The organism is Burkholderia sp. Z1 (assembly GCF_014893795.1).
Taxonomy (GTDB): Bacteria; Pseudomonadota; Gammaproteobacteria; order Burkholderiales; family Burkholderiaceae; genus Burkholderia; species Burkholderia theae.
Genome location: NZ_JACFYL010000001.1, coordinates 2415362 through 2432114, shown reverse-complemented (window position 1 = coordinate 2432114; position 16753 = coordinate 2415362). Strand labels below are relative to the sequence as shown.

General features: G+C 67.7%; 13 protein-coding genes. 6 read left to right on the top strand and 7 right to left on the bottom strand.

Going from position 1 to position 16753, the window contains the following annotated elements:
* The first annotated feature begins 77 nt into the window (after positions 1-77).
* The 3 genes from alr to H3H55_RS11210 all read left to right on the top strand — a co-directional run bounded on the left by alr (position 78) and on the right by H3H55_RS11210 (position 2948).
* On the top strand, positions 78-1148 hold the full coding sequence (alr, locus tag H3H55_RS11220) for an alanine racemase (RefSeq protein ID WP_129512444.1): 1071 nt from the start codon (positions 78-80) through the stop codon (positions 1146-1148).
* An 11-nt stretch (positions 1149-1159) separates the two neighbouring features.
* On the top strand, positions 1160-2536 hold the full coding sequence (radA, locus tag H3H55_RS11215) for a DNA repair protein RadA (protein ID WP_129512443.1): 1377 nt from the start codon (positions 1160-1162) through the stop codon (positions 2534-2536).
* A 145-nt stretch (positions 2537-2681) separates the two neighbouring features.
* Positions 2682-2948, top strand: a complete 267-nt coding sequence (locus H3H55_RS11210) for a DUF2866 domain-containing protein (RefSeq protein ID WP_193098639.1) — start codon at positions 2682-2684, stop codon at positions 2946-2948.
* A gap of 181 nt (positions 2949-3129) precedes the next feature.
* Here the strand turns inward: H3H55_RS11210 and H3H55_RS11205 are convergent, their stop codons facing one another.
* Complete coding sequence (locus H3H55_RS11205; RefSeq protein ID WP_129512441.1) at positions 3130-5061, bottom strand: ATP-binding cassette domain-containing protein; 1932 nt, start codon at positions 5059-5061, stop codon at positions 3130-3132.
* Positions 5062-5197: 136 nt separating this feature from the next.
* Between H3H55_RS11205 and H3H55_RS11200 the strand changes: the two genes are divergently transcribed.
* Positions 5198-5677 (top strand): glutathione peroxidase, encoded by a 480-nt coding sequence (locus tag H3H55_RS11200; protein WP_193098638.1) that lies wholly within the window; start codon positions 5198-5200, stop codon positions 5675-5677.
* Between the two features lie 63 nt (positions 5678-5740).
* Here H3H55_RS11200 and cls read toward each other — a convergent pair whose 3' ends face one another.
* The 6 genes from cls to dapC all read right to left on the bottom strand — a co-directional run bounded on the left by cls (position 5741) and on the right by dapC (position 11916).
* Positions 5741-7180, bottom strand: a complete 1440-nt coding sequence (cls, locus tag H3H55_RS11195; RefSeq protein WP_129512439.1) for a cardiolipin synthase — start codon at positions 7178-7180, stop codon at positions 5741-5743.
* A 113-nt stretch (positions 7181-7293) separates the two neighbouring features.
* The gene (gene prmB / locus H3H55_RS11190; RefSeq protein WP_129512438.1) at positions 7294-8202 is read right to left on the bottom strand and encodes a 50S ribosomal protein L3 N(5)-glutamine methyltransferase; all 909 of its coding nucleotides are present in this window, start codon (positions 8200-8202) and stop codon (positions 7294-7296) included.
* An 11-nt stretch (positions 8203-8213) separates the two neighbouring features.
* Entirely contained in the window at positions 8214-9353 is a 1140-nt protein-coding gene (gene dapE / locus H3H55_RS11185; protein ID WP_193098637.1) for a succinyl-diaminopimelate desuccinylase, read from the bottom strand.
* 90 nt (positions 9354-9443) lie between these two features.
* Positions 9444-9812 carry an ArsC family reductase gene (locus H3H55_RS11180; protein ID WP_048248647.1) on the bottom strand — a complete coding sequence of 123 codons (369 nt, stop codon included), beginning with the start codon at positions 9810-9812 and terminating at the stop codon, positions 9444-9446.
* Positions 9812-10639 carry a 2,3,4,5-tetrahydropyridine-2,6-dicarboxylate N-succinyltransferase gene (dapD, locus tag H3H55_RS11175; RefSeq protein ID WP_129512436.1) on the bottom strand — a complete coding sequence of 276 codons (828 nt, stop codon included), beginning with the start codon at positions 10637-10639 and terminating at the stop codon, positions 9812-9814. Before dapD ends, H3H55_RS11180 begins: the two co-directional genes overlap by 1 nt.
* A gap of 44 nt (positions 10640-10683) precedes the next feature.
* On the bottom strand, positions 10684-11916 hold the full coding sequence (gene dapC, locus H3H55_RS11170; RefSeq protein ID WP_193098636.1) for a succinyldiaminopimelate transaminase: 1233 nt from the start codon (positions 11914-11916) through the stop codon (positions 10684-10686).
* Between the two features lie 159 nt (positions 11917-12075).
* On the opposite strand from dapC, the gene H3H55_RS11165 reads away from it, so the two are divergent.
* Both H3H55_RS11165 and smc read left to right on the top strand, forming a co-directional pair.
* Positions 12076-13017 carry a DMT family transporter gene (locus H3H55_RS11165; RefSeq protein ID WP_129514678.1) on the top strand — a complete coding sequence of 314 codons (942 nt, stop codon included), beginning with the start codon at positions 12076-12078 and terminating at the stop codon, positions 13015-13017.
* Between the two features lie 139 nt (positions 13018-13156).
* Positions 13157-16669, top strand: a complete 3513-nt coding sequence (gene smc / locus H3H55_RS11160) for a chromosome segregation protein SMC (protein WP_193098635.1) — start codon at positions 13157-13159, stop codon at positions 16667-16669.
* Positions 16670-16753: the final 84 nt, after the last annotated feature.

Here is a 16753-nt window from a genome sequence, read left to right as displayed (position 1 = left end):
TTCCGCAAATTGTCGGCTTCGGTGCTCAAAAGGCGCGGTAAGCTGATGATTCGCAAGCGTCTTTACGTAAATTTCCCATGCCGCGCCCGATCTCCGCCACCATCCACACCGCCGCTCTCGCGAACAATCTCTCCGTCGTCCGCCGCTTTGCCGGCCCGTCCAAGGTCTGGGCGGTCGTCAAGGCCAACGCGTACGGCCACGGTCTCGCCCGCGCGTTTCCGGGCTTGCGCGGCACCGACGGTTTCGGCCTGCTCGACCTCGACGAGGCCGTGAAACTGCGCGAGCTCGGCTGGGCCGGCCCGATCCTGTTGCTCGAAGGATTCTTCCGCTCGACCGACATCGACGTGATCGACCGCTACAGCCTGACGACGACGGTCCACAACGACGAGCAGATGCGGATGCTGGAAACCGCGCGGCTGTCGAAGCCCGTCAACGTGCAGCTCAAGATGAACAGCGGGATGAACCGACTCGGCTACGTGCCGGAAAAATACCGCGCTGCATGGGAGCGCGCCCGCGCGTGCCCCGGCATCGGCCAGATCACGTTGATGACCCATTTTTCGGACGCCGATAACGAGCGCGGCGTCGCCGAGCAACTCGCGACGTTCGAGCGCGGTGCGGAAAGCATCGCCGGCGCGCGCAGTCTCGCGAACTCGGCCGCCGTGCTGTGGCATCCGGATACGCACTTCGACTGGGTGCGGCCGGGGATCGTGCTGTATGGCGCGTCGCCGTCCGGGCTGTCGTCCGATATCGCCGACACGGGGCTGAAGCCCGCGATGACGCTCGCGTCCGAGCTGATCGCGGTGCAAACGATCGCGAAGGGCCAGGCGATCGGCTATGGATCGACGTTCTCCGCGCAGGCGCCGATGCGGGTCGGCGTCGTCGCGTGCGGCTACGCGGACGGTTATCCGCGCGTCGCGCCCGAAGGCACGCCCGTGATCGTCGACGGCATCCGTACGCGGATCGTCGGCCGCGTGTCGATGGACATGATTACCGTCGACCTGACCCCGTGCCCGCAGGCGGGCGTCGGTGCGCGCGTCGAGCTGTGGGGCAACGCACTCCCGATCGACGACGTCGCCCGCCACTGCGGCACGATCGGCTACGAGCTGATGTGTGCGGTCGCCGGCCGCGTGCCCGTGCGCGCGGAATAAGGGCGTCACGCGTGGCCAAACAGAAAACCATCTATGTCTGCAGCGAGTGCGGCGGGCAGTCCCCGAAGTGGCAGGGGCAGTGTCCGTCGTGCCAGGCCTGGAACACGCTCGTCGAATCGGTCCCCGAGACGCCGTCGGCCCACCGTTTCCAGTCGCTGGCGAAACGGGCGCCGGTACAGCGGCTCGTCGACATCGAAGCGGCCGACGTGCCGCGCTTCTCGACGGGCATCGGCGAATTCGACCGCGTGCTCGGCGGCGGGCTGGTGCCCGGCGGCGTCGTGCTGATCGGCGGCGACCCGGGCATCGGCAAGTCGACGCTGCTGCTGCAGTCGCTCGCGGACATCGCGAGCGAACGGCGCGCGCTCTATATCAGCGGCGAGGAATCGGCCGCGCAGATCGCGTTGCGCGCGCAACGGCTTGCGCTGCTCGACGGCGGCACGCCGGCGGCCGAGCTGCAGCTGCTCGCCGAGATCCAGCTCGAAAAGATCCAGGCCGCGATCGACGCGGAACGGCCGGACGTGGCGGTGATCGACTCGATCCAGACCGTCTATTCGGAGGCACTCACGTCGGCGCCGGGTTCGGTCGCGCAGGTGCGCGAATGCGCGGCGCAGCTCACGCGCATCGCGAAACAATCGGGCACCGCGATCATCATGGTCGGGCACGTGACGAAGGAGGGCAACCTCGCCGGCCCGCGCGTGCTCGAGCACATCGTCGACACGGTGCTGTATTTCGAGGGCGACACGCATTCGTCGTTCCGGCTCGTGCGGGCGTTCAAGAACCGCTTCGGCGCGGTCAACGAACTCGGCGTGTTCGCGATGACCGAGCGCGGGCTGCGCGGCGTCGCGAATCCGTCCGCGCTGTTCCTGTCGCAGCACGAGCAGGTCGTGCCCGGCTCGTGCGTGCTCGTCACGCAGGAGGGCACGCGTCCGCTGCTCGTCGAAATCCAGGCGCTCGTCGATACCGCGCACGTGCCGAACCCGCGCCGGCTCGCGGTCGGCCTCGAGCAGAACCGGCTCGCGATGCTGCTCGCGGTGCTGCACCGGCACGCGGGCATCGCGTGCTTCGACCAGGACGTCTTCCTCAATGCAGTCGGCGGCGTGAAGATCACCGAGCCGGCCGCCGATCTCGCGGTGCTGCTCGCGATCCATTCGTCGATGCGCAACAAGGCGCTGCCGAAGGGGTTGTTCGTGTTCGGCGAGGTGGGGCTGGCGGGCGAGATCCGGCCGTCCCCGCGCGGGCAGGAGCGGCTGCGCGAGGCGGCGAAGCTCGGCTTCACGTCCGCGCTGATCCCGAAGGCGAATGCGCCGAAACAGCCGATCGAAGGGCTGAACGTGATGGCCGTCGAGCGGATCGAGCAGGCGATCGACCGTGTGCGCGATCTCGAGTGATCGACCCGGCAGCCGCGCGGGCTGGGCCTGTCGGCGATCTGTCACGTAATTCGCTGTAAAGAATATGTAGGCTTCTGTAACCCGCCGGACATCGCTTTTCCCTATCCTTTGCCGGATTGTCGAACCGCGAATACGAAGGGTACCTATGTTGAAATCGTACGTGGAAGTGCCAAGCGGACGTCTTTACAACCTGCGCGGCTGCCGCGTGTCGGAGCCGATTCGCCAGCCCTGGGGCGGTGGATGCCGGATCGTCGAATGGATCGACGAAGAAGGGCGCCTGGCGCGCAAGGTGGTTTCCGAGGACGTGACGGAAGCAGAGGTCGCCGAGGCGATCCGGCGGCCGACCGAAGGGCGCCGGCACCTGATGGGCGACGACGAGCAGATGCCGCGCGACACGCTGCCGCGGCGTTGAGCCGGCAACACGGCGAGCGGCCGACGCAGCGACGAACAACGGCAACAGACAGGCCGGGCCAGCGTGCCCGGCCTTGTCGTATCCGGGCCCGGCGCGGGCCCGTTGGCTTGATGGGTTGTAGAAACCGCGGCCGCCGACGTGCCAAGGGCTGGCGTGTCGGCTGGCTATGCCGCAGCCGCGTTCAGCCGATCTGCTCGAGTTCTTCGTGCGCGGCGAGCCAGTCGGCCTCGATCGTTTCGAGCCGGGTGTTGACGTCGCCGAGCTTGCGGATCGCGTCGGTCAGTTCCGTCTTGCGCGCGGCGTCGTAGCTCGCCGGATCGGCGACGAACGCGTCGAGGCGCGCCTTCTCCGCGTGCAGCGTCTCCATTTCCTTTTCGAGCTTCGTGATGCGCGTCTGCAGCGGTTTTTTCAACACCGACAGGCGCTGCCGCTCCTCGGCGGCCTGACGCTTCTGGTCCTTGCGGTTGGCCGCGGCACCCGCGCCCGGCGAAGCCGCGCTGTCGGCCTTCGCGGCCGCGCGCTGCTCCGCCGCGTGCTGCAGCAGCCAGTCGCGGTAGTCGTCGAGGTCGCCGTCGAACGGCTGCAGCCGGTGCTTCGCGACGAGCATGAACTGGTCGGTCGTCGCGCGCAGCAGATGGCGGTCGTGCGATACGAGGATCAGCGTGCCTTCGAACTGCGCGAGCGCCATCGTCAGCGCGTGGCGTGTTTCGAGGTCGAGGTGGTTCGTCGGTTCGTCGAGCAGCAGCAGGTTCGGCTTCTGCCAGATGATCAGCGCGAGCGCGAGGCGTGCTTTCTCGCCACCCGAGAACGGGCCGACGGCACTCGTCGCCATGTCGCCCGAGAAATTGAAGCCGCCGAGGAAGTCGCGCAACTCCTGCTCGCGCGTGTCGGGCGCGAGCCGCGCCAGATGCGCGAGCGGCGAATCGTCTTCGCGCAGCGTTTCGAGCTGGTGCTGCGCGAAATAGCCGATCGTCAGCCCCTTGCCGTCGCGGACCTGTCCCGACAGCGGCACGAGCGTGCCGGCCAGCGTCTTGATCAGCGTCGACTTGCCCTGGCCGTTCGCGCCGAGCAGGCCGATGCGCTGCCCGTTCTGGATCGACAGCGCCACGCGCTCGACGATCGGGATTTCCGCGCCGTCGTCGGCATGGTAGCCGCAGCGGACGTCTTCCATCACCATCATCGGGTTCGGCGCGGCGTCGGGCGTGCGGAATTCGAACGTGAACGGCGACGCGATGTGCGCGGGCGCGATCAGCTCCATCTTCTCGAGCGCCTTCATCCGGCTTTGCGCCTGTTTGGCCTTGGTCGCCTTGGCCTTGAAGCGGTCGACGAAGCTCTGCAGGTGCTCGATCGTCTTCTGCTGCTTTTCGTATGCGTTTTGCTGCAGCGCCAGTTGCTGCGCGCGCAGCACTTCGAATTGCGAGTAGTTGCCGCCGTAGCGCTTCACCTGGCGGTTTTCCAGATGCAGCGTGACGTTGCAGATCGAATCGAGGAATTCGCGGTCGTGCGAGATCACGACGAGCGTGCCGGGGTAGCGGTGCAGCCAGTCTTCGAGCCAGACGATCGCGTCGAGGTCGAGGTGGTTCGTCGGTTCGTCGAGCAGCAGCAGGTCGGAGCGGCACATCAGCGCCTGCGCGAGGTTCAGGCGCATGCGCCAGCCGCCGGAGAAGCTGGCGACGGATTCGCGTGTCTGGGCGAGCGTGAAACCGAGGCCGAGCAGCAGCGCTTCGGCGCGGGCGGGCGCGGTGTAGCCGTCGGCGTCGGCGAAAGCGGCGTGCGCGTTGGCCTCCGCGGCGCCGTCATGCGCGGCCGAGGCGGCGGCGATGCGCGCCTCGATCTCGCGCAGCGCGGCGTCGCCGTCGAGCGTGTAGTCGAGCGCGGAGCGGTCGACGGCGGGCGTTTCCTGCGACACATGGGCGATGCGCCACGACGGCGGCATCGAGAAATCGCCGGCGTCCGAGTGGAGCTCGCCGCGCAGGACGGAGAACAGCGTCGACTTGCCGGCGCCGTTCGCGCCGATCAGGCCGGCTTTCTCGCCGGGGTTGAGCACGAACGAGGTCGACTCGAACAGCGGCTTGGTGCCGCGCGCAAGGCTGAACTGATTGAAACGGATCACGGCGGAAATGGCTGGCCAAAACCGCTATTCTAGACTGCGCGCCGCTCGCGCCGGACATCGGCCGCTCGGCGGATGCCGCAACGGTGCATTTTGGCCTAGACTCCACGTCGATCCGGTTTCGTAAAAGGAGTGCCCGATGTCCACCCTGTATTCGTTCAACGCAGAGACGCTTGCCGGTGCGCCGGTATCGCTCGATGCGTATCGCGGCAAGGTGCTGCTGATCGTCAACACGGCGAGCGAGTGTGGTTTCACGCCGCAGTACGCGGGCCTGCAGAAGCTGTACGACCAGTACGCGGCGCGCGGCTTCTTCGTGCTCGGCTTCCCGTGCAACCAGTTCGGCAAGCAGGAGCCCGGCGACGCCGCGCAGATCGGCGCGTTCTGCGAGCGCAATTACGGCGTCACGTTCCCGATGTTCGCGAAGATCGACGTGAAGGGCGATCATGCGCATCCGCTGTACCGCCATCTGACCGACGAGGCGCCCGGCATTCTCGGCCTCAAGGCGATCAAGTGGAACTTCACGAAATTCCTGATCGACCGCGAAGGGCGCATCGTCAAGCGCTACGCGCCGTCGACCAAGCCCGACGAAATCGCCGCGGATATCGACAAGCTGCTGTGATGGCGGGGGATGGCGTGCGCGGCGCCGGTGCGGATCGCACCGGCGCCGCCGTCGTCCCGACTGCTACAGGATCGGCGCGAACAGCCGCGCGACGTGCATCGCGATTCGCCGCCATGCGGGCGAATGGCGGTATTCGTTCGCGTCGACCTCGTACGCCTGCGCGAAGTCGGCATCGAGCATCGTCTCGACCGCGTCCGCGAATGCGCGGTCGACGGTCAGCACCATGATCTCGAAATTGAGGCGGAACGAGCGGTTGTCGAGATTCGCGCTGCCGATCGCCGCCGCGATGCGGTCGATCAGCACGACCTTCTGGTGCAGGAAGCCGGGCCGGTAGCGAAACACCTTGACACCCGCGTCGACCAGATCGCGCGCGTACAGCTTCGATGCCTCGAACACCACGTAGTGATCGCGCCGGCTCGGGATCAGGATGCGCACGTCGACGCCGCGCATCACGGCGAGCTTCAGCGCGGAGATCACGGCTTCGTCGGGGACGAGGTACGGCGAGGTGATCCAGATCCGCTCGCGCGCGGCATTGATCGCCTCGACGAAGAACAGCGAACCGGTTTCCTGCTTGTCGGCCGGCCCCATCGGCACCACGAGGCAATGCATGTCGTCGCCGGGCTGCGCGGGCGGCGGCAGCGCGAGCGGCGGCAGCTTCTGCGTCGCCCAGTGCCAGTCTTCGGCGAACACGTACTGGATGCTCGCGACCACGGGGCCGCGTATCTCGATGTGCGTATCGCGCCACGGCGACAGGCGTGGCTTCGCGCCGAGATATTCGACGCCGACGTTGTGGCCACCGACGAACGCGCGATTGCCGTCGACGACGACGATCTTGCGATGGTTGCGGAAATTGAGCTGGAAGCGGTTCACGAACTTGCGATTGGTCGCGAACGGGTGAACTTCGACGCCGCCCCGGCGCAAGGTGTCGATGTAGCTGTGCGGCAGGTCGAAGCTGCCGATGCTGTCGTACAGCAGGCAACAGCGCACGCCGGCCGCCGCGCGCGCCAGCAGCGAGTCGCGCAGCATCTGGCCGAGCGCATCGTCGCGCACGATGAAGAACTGGACGACTACGTAGTCGCGCGCGGCGTCGATCGCCGACAGGATCGCCGAAAACGTGGCGTCGCCGTTCACGAGCGTGCGCACCGAATTGCCGCCGAGGAACGGCATGCCGCCGAGCCGCGTGAGCGCGAGCACGGCCGCCTGGCCGAGCGCGTCGGCAGCCGGCCCGTCGGTCGCGTCGGTGTCGAGCCAGGGCGAGCGCGGGGTGTGCATGCGCACCATTTCCAGCTCGTGGCGCCGTGCGTCGACGTAGCCGGAGAACTTGCTGCGGCCGAGGAACAGGTACGGAACGAGCGTCAGGTACGGCATCGCGGCGAGCGAGACGGCCCACGCGATCGCGCCTTGCGACGTGCGCGTGTTCATGATCGCATGGCACGCCGCGACGATCCCGAGCACGTGGATCGTCAGGAGCAGGGTACCGAGATGTAGCCAGTCGAGGGTCATGGGCGCGTGACGGACTCCTGAAGTCGTGCGGCGCGGCGGCCGCTTACGCGCATCTTACCCAACCGTGCGGCGCAGCGGTACGCCGTGCCGCACGGTTGGGGAGCCGGGGAGGCTCAGGACTTGCGCGGCAGGTCCGACGCCTGGATCAGGAACACGGCGTCGTCGCCCGCGCTGGTGGGCAGCCACGTGAGTTCGAGGCCGCCGAACGCGGCTTCAACGTGCTCGCGCTCGTTGCCGATCTCGACGACGAGCACGCCGTCGTCGTGCAGCCAGCGGTGCGCTTCGGCGACGATGCGCCGCACGATGTCCATCCCGTCGTCACCGCCCGCGAGCGCCATTTCCGGCTCGTGCCGGTATTCGGGCGGCAGCCCGGCCATCGACGACGCATTCACGTACGGCGGATTCGTCAGGATCACGTCATAGCGTGCGCCGGGGTCGGTACGGAACGCGGGCAGCGGCGCGTAGAGGTCGCCGCGGTGCAGTGCGATGCGGTCTTCGAGGCCGTAGTCGCGCACGTTGATCTCGGCGACTTCGAGTGCCTTGTCGGACAGGTCGACCGCGTCGATCTCGGCGTTCGGGAACGCGCTCGCCGCGAGGATCGCGAGGCAGCCCGAGCCCGTGCACAGTTCGAGCACCGCGCCGACCTGCTCGGGATCGGCGACGTACGGCTGCAGCCCATCGTCGAGCAGTTCGCCGATGAACGAACGCGGCACGATCACGCGCTCGTCGACGTAGAAGCGGTGGCCATGCATCCACGCTTCATGCGTGAGGTACGCGGCCGGCACGCGGTCGGTCGCGCGTCGTTCGATCACGGCGAGCACGGCCGCGATTTCGTCGGGCAGCAGCCGTGCGTCGAGGAACGGCTCGAGCGTGTCGAGCGGCAGGTCGAGCGTACGCAGCACGAGGTAGGCGGCTTCGTCGTACGCATTGTCGGAGCCGTGGCCGAACGCGAGCTTCGCTTTCGAGAAGCGCGTGACTGCGTAGCGCAGCAGGTCGCGAACAGTTGCAAAAGGTGTCGTCATGCGAGGCTCCATCAGGCGATCAGTTGTTCGAGCACGCGGCGGTACACGTTCTTCAGCGGGTCGACGAAACGCACCTCGATGTGCTCGTCGATCTTGTGGATGCTGCCGTTCGGCGGGCCGAACTCGATCACCTGCGGGCAGATGCGCGCGATGAAACGGCCGTCCGACGTGCCGCCCGTCGTTGACAGTTCGGTCGTGATGCCGGTCTCGGTACGGATCGCGTTTTCCAGCGCGTTCGACAGCTCGCCGCGCGGCGTGAGGAACGGCAGGCCGCTCACCGACCACTTCAGCGTGTATTCGAGGCCATGCTTGTCGAGGATCGCGTGCACGCGTGCCTGCAGGCCCTCGACCGTGCTGGCGGTCGAGAAGCGGAAATTGAACAGCAGGTCGATGTGGCCGGGGATCACGTTGGTCGCGCCGGTGCCCGCGTGCAGGTTCGACACCTGCCAGGTGGTCGGCGGGAAGTATTCGTTGCCTTCGTCCCACTGCTCGACGGCGAGCTCGGCGAGCGCCGGCGCGAGCAGGTGGATCGGGTTCTTCGCGAGATGCGGATACGCGATGTGACCCTGCACGCCCTTGACGATCAGTTCGCCCGACATCGACCCGCGGCGGCCGTTCTTGACGACGTCGCCGAGCTCGGCGGTCGACGTCGGCTCGCCGACGATGCAGTAGTCGAGGCGTTCGCCGCGCGCCTGCAGCAGTTCGACGACCTTCACGGTGCCGTCGGTGGCCGGGCCTTCCTCGTCGCTGGTAATCAGGAACGAGATCGTGCCGCGGTGGCCGGGATGGGCCGCGACGAATTCCTCGGACGCGACGACGAACGCCGCGAGCGAGGTTTTCATGTCGGCCGCGCCGCGGCCGTACAGCTTGCCGTCGCGATGGGCGGGGATGAACGGCGGCGAGGTCCACTGTTCGAGCGGGCCGGTTGGCACGACGTCGGTGTGGCCCGCGAACGCGAGCAGCTTGCCGTCGCGGCCGTCGGTGCCGCGCTTGACGGCCCACAGGTTGGTCACGCCGTGCGACGCGATGGTCTCGCATTCGAAGCCGAGCGCGACGAGGCGCTCGGTCATGATCTGCTGGCAATGCTGGTCGTCGGGCGTCACGGACGCACGGGCGATCAGCTGTTCGGTAAGGGCTAGGGTGGCGGACATGGTTCGGACCACTTTCGATAAAAAATGCCGGCGCGGTGGCCGGCAGCGACAAGACGTCGGGCTGCGCCGACTAGCGCAGCGCGAGCGGCCCTATGCGGCAAACAGCGCCGCGTATTGATCGGCCACGAAGCCGAGCGATTTCACCCGGCCGTTGACGACGAGCACGGGGCGCTTGATGACCGACGGCTTGTGGATCATCAGCGCGACCGCGCCGGACTTCGTTTCGGCGGCTGCCTTCATCGCGTCGTCCAGGCCGCGCCACGTGGTGCCGCGCTTGTTCACGAGCGCGTCGAGCGACACGTCCTTCAACCAGTCTTCCAGCAGCGGCACGCTGACGCCGAGTTTCTTGAAATCGTGAAACTCGAATTCGACGCCGTGATCGTCAAGCCACACGCGGGCCTTCTTCACGGTGTCGCAGTTCGGAATGCCGTAGACGACCACGGTGTGCGGCTTCGCCATCAGTCGCCTCGCAGCAGCTCGTTCAGGCCGACCTTCGCGCGGGTCTTCGCGTCGACCTTCTTGACGATCACCGCGCAGTACAGGCTGTGCGAGCCGTCCTTCGACGGCAGGTTGCCGGCGACGACGACCGAGCCGGCCGGGATGCGGCCGTAGCTGACCTCGCCCGTCTCGCGGTCGTAGATCTTGGTGCTCTGGCCGAGGTACACGCCCATCGAGATCACCGAGTTTTCCTCGACGATCACGCCTTCGACGACTTCCGAGCGCGCGCCGATGAAGCAGTTGTCTTCGATGATGACGGGGTTTGCCTGCAGCGGCTCGAGCACGCCGCCGATGCCGACGCCGCCCGACAGGTGCACGTTCTTGCCGATCTGCGCGCACGAACCGACCGTGGCCCACGTGTCGACCATCGTGCCTTCGTCGACGTACGCGCCGATGTTGGTGTACGACGGCATCAGCACGACGTTCTTCGCGATGAACGAGCCGCGGCGCGCGATGGCCGGCGGGACGACGCGGAAGCCGCCCGCGGCGAAGTCTTCAGCCGTGTAGTTCGCGAACTTCGACGGCACCTTGTCGTAGAACTGCGAGTAGCCGCCGGCTGCCATCGGCGCGTTGTCCTCCAGGCGGAACGACAGCAGCACGGCCTTCTTCAGCCACTGGTGCACGGTCCAGTTGCCGTCGATTTTCTCGGCGACGCGCAGCGCACCCTTGTCGAGTTGCTCGATCGCGTGCGCGACGGCCTCGCGGACGTCGGCGGGGGCGGCCTTCGGCGACAGCTCGGCGCGGTTGTCCCAGGCGGTATCGATGATTTGCTGAAGTTGTTGCGACATGTTCGTTTTCGCAGGAGATGGATGGAATTGATCGGGATGGACGATTACCGCGCGAGAGAGCGGCAGAAATCGACGATGCGTTGCGCGCCCTCGACGCATTCGGGGGTGCCCGCGACGAGCGCGATCCGGATGAAATCGCGGCCCGGATTCGACCCGTGCGCATCGCGCGCCAGGTACGAGCCGGGCAGAACCGTCACATTATAGTCGGCGTACAGGCGGCGGGCGAACTCGGTGTCCGACAGCCCGGTGCGCGACACGTTGGCCCACAGGTAGAACGCGGCGTCGGGCAGCTTCACGTCGATCACGTCGGCGAGCATCGGCGTGACCGTAGTGAACTTCTGCAGGTACAGCGCGCGGTTCTCGCGCACGTGCGCCTCGTCGTTCCACGCGGCGATGCTCGCGTGCTGCCAGACCGGCGACAGCGCGGCGCCGTGGTACGTGCGGTACAGCAGGAATTTCTTCAGCAGCGCCGCGTCGCCGGCCACGAAGCCCGAGCGCATGCCCGGCACGTTCGAGCGCTTCGACAGGCTCGACAGCATCACGAGCCGCTCGAAGCCGCGGCCGAGGCGGTGCGCGGCCTCGAGGCCGCCGAGCGGCGGCGCCGCTTCGTCGAAATAGATTTCCGAATAGCACTCGTCGGACGCGATGACGAACCCGTGGCGGTCGGACAGCGCGAACAGCTCGCGCCAGTCGTCGAGCGTCAGCACGGCGCCCGTCGGGTTGCCCGGCGAGCACACGTACAGCAGCTGCGTGCGCGCCCAGACTTCGTCGGGCACGGCCGCGTAGTCGCACGCGAAGTTGCGGGCCGGGTCGCTGTTCGCGAAATAGGGTTCGGCACCAGCCAGCAGCGCCGCGCCTTCGTAAATTTGATAGAAAGGATTCGGACAGAGTACGATCGCCTTCTCGCCCCGGTCGGACGGACCCGCGTCGATCACGGTCTGCGCGAGCGAGAACAGTGCCTCGCGCGACCCCGACACGGGCAGCACCTGCGTGGCCGGATCGATCGCCGGCAGCCCGTAGCGACGTTCGAGCCAGTGCGCGATCGACGTGCGCAACGCGTCCGAGCCGGCCGTGGCCGGATACGACGCGAGGCCGTCGAGCGCGGCCACCACGGCGTCGCGGATCAGCGCCGGGGTCGGGTGCTTGGGCTCGCCGATGCCGAAGCTGATCGGTTTGAGGTCGCCGGAGGGCGTCACGTCCTTGAACAGGGCGCGCAGCTTTTCGAAGGGATAGGGCTGGAGCGAGTCGAGTCGAGGGTTCACGGGCGAAGCGGCCATCGCGGCCGGTTGGAGCGAAAGAAGCGGCGGGCGCGCCGCGCGGCTGCGAACGGGAGCCCACGGCGCCCGGGTCGCAACGGATCATTATAGCGTGACGGAATGCGGTCACGGCCCGTCGGAACGGCGGCCGGGCCGGTGGAATAAAGGGTATTGAAGCAAATGAATAACGCGGTACGCGGCAGCCTGCCGACGCTGGCCATCCTGGTCGGCGCTTCGGTATGGGGCCTGATCTGGTATCCGTTGCGGATCCTCGCGTCGCTCGGCGTGACGGGCACGCTGGCCAGCGCGCTGACGAGCCTCGTCGCGTTCCTGTTCGTGATCGTCGCGCGGCACCGCACGATCGCGACGCTGCGCTGGCATTGGGTGCTGCCGGGCATCGCGGTGACGGCCGGTGTGACGAACCTCGGTTTCGTGTGGGGCACGATCCACGGCGAGGTGCTGCGCGTGATGCTGCTGTTCTACCTGACCCCCGCATGGACCGCGATCTATGCGCACTTCCTGCTGCGCGAGCGGCTGACTTGGGCCGGCGCGGGGCTGGCGGCGCTGTCGATCGGCGGCGCGATGCTGATGCTGTGGTCGCCGAAGCTCGGCTTGCCGCTGCCGGCCAACCCGGCCGAATGGGCGGGCCTCGCGGCCGGGCTGAGCTTCGCGATGAGCAACGTGCTCGTGATCAAGGCGAGCCGCGAGCTGCCCGACATGCGCGCGGAGATGCGCACCGCGACGCTGTTCGGCGGCGCCGCCGTGTTTGGCGCGATCGCGTCGCTGTTCGAGGGGCTGCCGGCCGCACCGGCAGGCGGCCAGCTGGGCGTCGCGGCGCTGATCATCGCCGCGATCGGCGTGACGATGGCGGCCAACAACCTGCTCGTGCAATACGGTCTGGCGCGCGTGCCCGCGAACCGCGCGTCGATCATCATGCTGTTCGAGATCGTGATCACCGCGCTGTCGGCGTGGGTGTTCGCGAACGAGCTGCCGACCGCGCGCGAGTGGGCGGGCGGCGTGTGCATCGTGCTGGCGACGCTGCTGTCGAGCCGGGTCCATCGTTCGGCGCCGGCACCGGACAAACCCGGCGACGGTCGGGACGGCGCACGCGCGATGGTATGATGGAAGCCGTTTGCGGGGCCCAACGCTGTATGCGCGCGGCCCCGTTTTTGAATTCCGGGTCGCGTCTTGCGCATGGGCCGTTCGGCCCCGCGCATCGCGGCACCGTCCGTTTGACACCTTCTTCACATCCGATACCGCCGTGCGTCTGAGCTCGATCAAACTCGCTGGCTTCAAATCCTTTGTCGATCCCACGCATTTCCAGGTTCCGGGCCAGCTTGTCGGCGTGGTGGGCCCGAACGGGTGCGGCAAGTCCAACATCATCGACGCCGTGCGCTGGGTGCTCGGCGAGTCGCGCGCTTCCGAGCTGCGCGGCGAGTCGATGCAGGACGTGATCTTCAACGGCTCGACCGCTCGCAAGCCCGGCAGCCGGGCCAGCGTCGAGCTGATCTTCGACAACTCCGACGGCCGTGCGGCCGGGCAGTGGGGCCAGTACGGCGAAATCGCCGTGAAGCGCGTGCTCACGCGCGACGGCACGTCGAGCTACTACATCAACAACCTGCCGGCGCGCCGCCGCGACATCCAGGACATCTTCCTCGGCACGGGCCTCGGGCCGCGTGCGTACGCGATCATCGGGCAGGGCATGATCGCGCGGATCATCGAGGCGAAGCCGGAAGAACTGCGCGTGTTCCTCGAGGAAGCCGCGGGCGTGTCGAAGTACAAGGAACGCCGCCGCGAGACCGAGAACCGCCTGCACGACACGCGCGAGAACCTGACGCGCGTCGAGGACATCGTCCGTGAGCTTGGCGCGAACCTCGAGAAGCTCGAGGCACAGGCCGTCGTCGCGACCAAGTACAAGGACCTCGTCGCCGATGGCGAGGAGAAGCAGCGCCTGTTGTGGCTGCTGCGCAAGAACGAGGCCGCCGGCGAGCAGCAGAAGCAGCAGCGCGCGATCGAACAGGCGCAGATCGACCTCGAGGCGCAGACCGCGAAGCTGCGTGAAGTCGAGTCGCAGCTCGAGACGCTGCGCGTCGCGCATTACGCGGCGAGCGATGCGATGCAGGGCGCACAGGGTTCGCTTTACGAGGCGAACGCCGAGGTGAGTCGCCTCGAAGCCGAGATCAAGTTCATCGTCGAATCGCGCAACCGCGTGCAGGCGCAGATCGCCGCGCTGAACGCGCAGCGCGAGCAATGGCGCGCGCAGGCCGAGAAGTCGCAGGACGAGCTCGAGGAAGCCGAAGAGGCGCGCGCGATGGCCGACGAGAAGGCCGCGCTCGCCGAGGACAACGCAGCCGCGAAGCACGACGCGCTGCCGTCGCTCGAGGCGAAGTGGCGCGATGCGCAGGCGCAGCTCAACGACGAGCGCGCGCGGATCGCGCAGACCGAACAGTCGCTGAAGCTCGAAGCCGCGCACCAGCGCAATGCCGATCAGCAGCTCCAGCAGCTTCAGCAGCGCCATGAGCGCCTGAAGAGCGAAGCGGGCGGGCTCGATGCGCCGGACGAGGCGCAGCTCGAGGAGTTGCGCATGCAGCTCGCCGAGCAGGAAGAGATCCTGGCCGAAGCGCAGGCGCGCCTCGCCGACGCACAGGAAACGGTGCCGCGTCTCGATGGCGAGCGCCGTGCCGCGCAGGAGCGCGTGCAGGCCGAAGCCGCGCAGATCCACCAGCTCGAGGCGCGCCTGGCCGCGCTGAAGCAGCTGCAGGAAAACGTGCAGACGGAAGGCAAGGTGCAGCCGTGGCTCGACAAGCACGAGCTTGGCGCGCTGCCGCGTCTGTGGAAGAAGCTGCACGTCGAAGCCGGCTGGGAAGCGGCGCTCGAGGCCGTGCTGCGCGAGCGCCTCGCCGCGCTCGAAGTATCGAATCTCGACTGGGTGAAGGCGTTCGCGACCGATGCGCCGCCCGCGAAACTCGCGTTCTACGCGCCGCCCGCGGCCGGCGAACCGCCCGCGGCGGTGGCCGGGCTGCGTCCGGTGCTGTCGCTCGTGCGCATCGACGACGCGGGCATTCGCGCGGTGCTGAACGACTGGCTCGGCAACGTGTATGTTGCCGACGACGTCGCGCAGGCGCTCGCGACCCGCACGCAACTGCCGGCAGGCGGCGCGTTCGTCGTCAAGGCCGGCCATATCGTCACGCGCGTGGGCGTACAGCTGTACGCGGCCGATTCGGAACAGGCCGGGATGCTGGCCCGCCAGCAGGAAATCGAAAACCTGACGCGCCAGGTGCGTGCGCAGGCGCTGCTCGCCGACGAGGCGCGCACGGCCGCCGTGCGCGCGGAAGCGGCGCACACGCAGGCCACGCAGGCGCTCGGCGACGTGCGCGCGCAGGCCGAGCGTGCGACGCAGCGCGTGCACGCGCTGCAGATGGACGTGCTGAAGCTCGCGCAGGCGCACGAACGTTACACGCAGCGCAGCACGCAGATCCGCGAGGAACTCGAGGAAATCGACGCGCAGATCGAAGAGCAGCGCGCGATGCGCGCGGAGTCGGAAGCGAATTTCGAGCGCTTCGACGGCGAACTCGCGGAACTGCAGGCGCGCTTCGAGGACAACCAGCTCGCGTTCGAATCGCTCGACGAATCGCTGACGCAGGCGCGTCAGGAAGCGCGTGACCTGGAGCGCGGCGCGAACGACGCGCGCTTCGCGGCACGCAACGCGGTGACCCGGATCGACGAACTCAAGCGCAGCATCCAGGTCGCGCACGAACAGAGCGAACGCGTCGCCGCGTCGCTCGAAGACGCGCGCGCCGAGCTCGAGACGATCAACGAGCAGACCGCGCACACGGGCCTGCAGGACGCGCTCGAGATTCGCGCGGTGAAGGAAGAAGCGCTGCAGGCCGCGCGGATCGAGCTCGACGACCTGACCGCGAAGCTGCGCGCGTCGGACGAGCAGCGTCTCATTGCCGAGCGCTCGCTGCAGCCGCTGCGCGACCGCATTACCGAATTGCAGTTGAAGGAGCAGGCCGCGCGCCTGGCCGTCGAACAGTTCGCCGAGCAGCTCGCGACGGCCGAGGTCGACGAGGCCGCGCTGTCCGAGAAGCTGACGCCGGATCTGAAACCGTCGTACCTGCAGGGCGAGGTCACGCGGCTCAACAACGCGATCAACGCGCTCGGCCCGGTGAACATGGCCGCGCTCGACGAGCTGAAGGCCGCGAGCGAGCGCAAGGTGTTCCTCGACGCGCAGTCGGCCGACCTGATCGATGCGATCACGACGCTCGAGGACGCGATCCACAAGATCGACCAGGAAACCCGCACGCTGCTGCAGGGCACCTTCGACGAGGTCAACCGTCACTTCAGCGACCTGTTCCCGCGCCTGTTCGGCGGCGGCCAGGCGAAGCTGATCATGACGGGCGACGAGATCCTCGATGCCGGCGTGCAGGTGATGGCGCAGCCGCCGGGCAAGAAGAACGCGACGATCCACCTGCTGTCGGGCGGCGAGAAAGCGCTGACCGCGACCGCGCTGGTGTTCGCGATGTTCCAGTTGAACCCGGCGCCGTTCTGTCTGCTCGACGAGGTCGACGCGCCGCTCGACGACGCGAACACCGAACGTTTCGCGAACCTGGTGCGCGCGATGTCCGACAAGACGCAGTTCCTGTTCATCTCGCACAACAAGATCGCGATGGAAATGGCGCAGCAGCTGATCGGCGTGACGATGCAGGAGCAGGGCGTGTCGCGGATCGTTGCGGTGGACATGGAAACCGCCGCGGGTTTTGCCCAGAATTGACGTTTGACGAAACCGGACCGCGTTCGCGCGGCGCATGGGCGCCCGTTCGCGGTTCCGACGAAAAAGAATTGCTGATGGAGCGTG

Bases quoted from the DNA above. Each gene is read 5' to 3' on its own strand.
- alr (WP_129512444.1), top strand. From the start codon at position 78: ATGCCGCGCCCGATCTCCGCCACCATCCACACCGCCGCTCTCGCGAAC.
- H3H55_RS11210 (WP_193098639.1), top strand. From the start codon at position 2,682: ATGTTGAAATCGTACGTGGAAGTGCCAAGCGGACGTCTTTACAACCTG.
- H3H55_RS11200 (WP_193098638.1), top strand. From the start codon at position 5,198: ATGTCCACCCTGTATTCGTTCAACGCAGAGACGCTTGCCGGTGCGCCG.
- cls (WP_129512439.1), bottom strand. From the start codon at position 7,180: ATGACCCTCGACTGGCTACATCTCGGTACCCTGCTCCTGACGATCCAC.
- prmB (WP_129512438.1), bottom strand. From the start codon at position 8,202: ATGACGACACCTTTTGCAACTGTTCGCGACCTGCTGCGCTACGCAGTC.
- dapE (WP_193098637.1), bottom strand. From the start codon at position 9,353: ATGTCCGCCACCCTAGCCCTTACCGAACAGCTGATCGCCCGTGCGTCC.
- H3H55_RS11180 (WP_048248647.1), bottom strand. From the start codon at position 9,812: ATGGCGAAGCCGCACACCGTGGTCGTCTACGGCATTCCGAACTGCGAC.
- dapD (WP_129512436.1), bottom strand. From the start codon at position 10,639: ATGTCGCAACAACTTCAGCAAATCATCGATACCGCCTGGGACAACCGC.
- dapC (WP_193098636.1), bottom strand. From the start codon at position 11,916: ATGGCCGCTTCGCCCGTGAACCCTCGACTCGACTCGCTCCAGCCCTAT.
- H3H55_RS11165 (WP_129514678.1), top strand. From the start codon at position 12,076: ATGAATAACGCGGTACGCGGCAGCCTGCCGACGCTGGCCATCCTGGTC.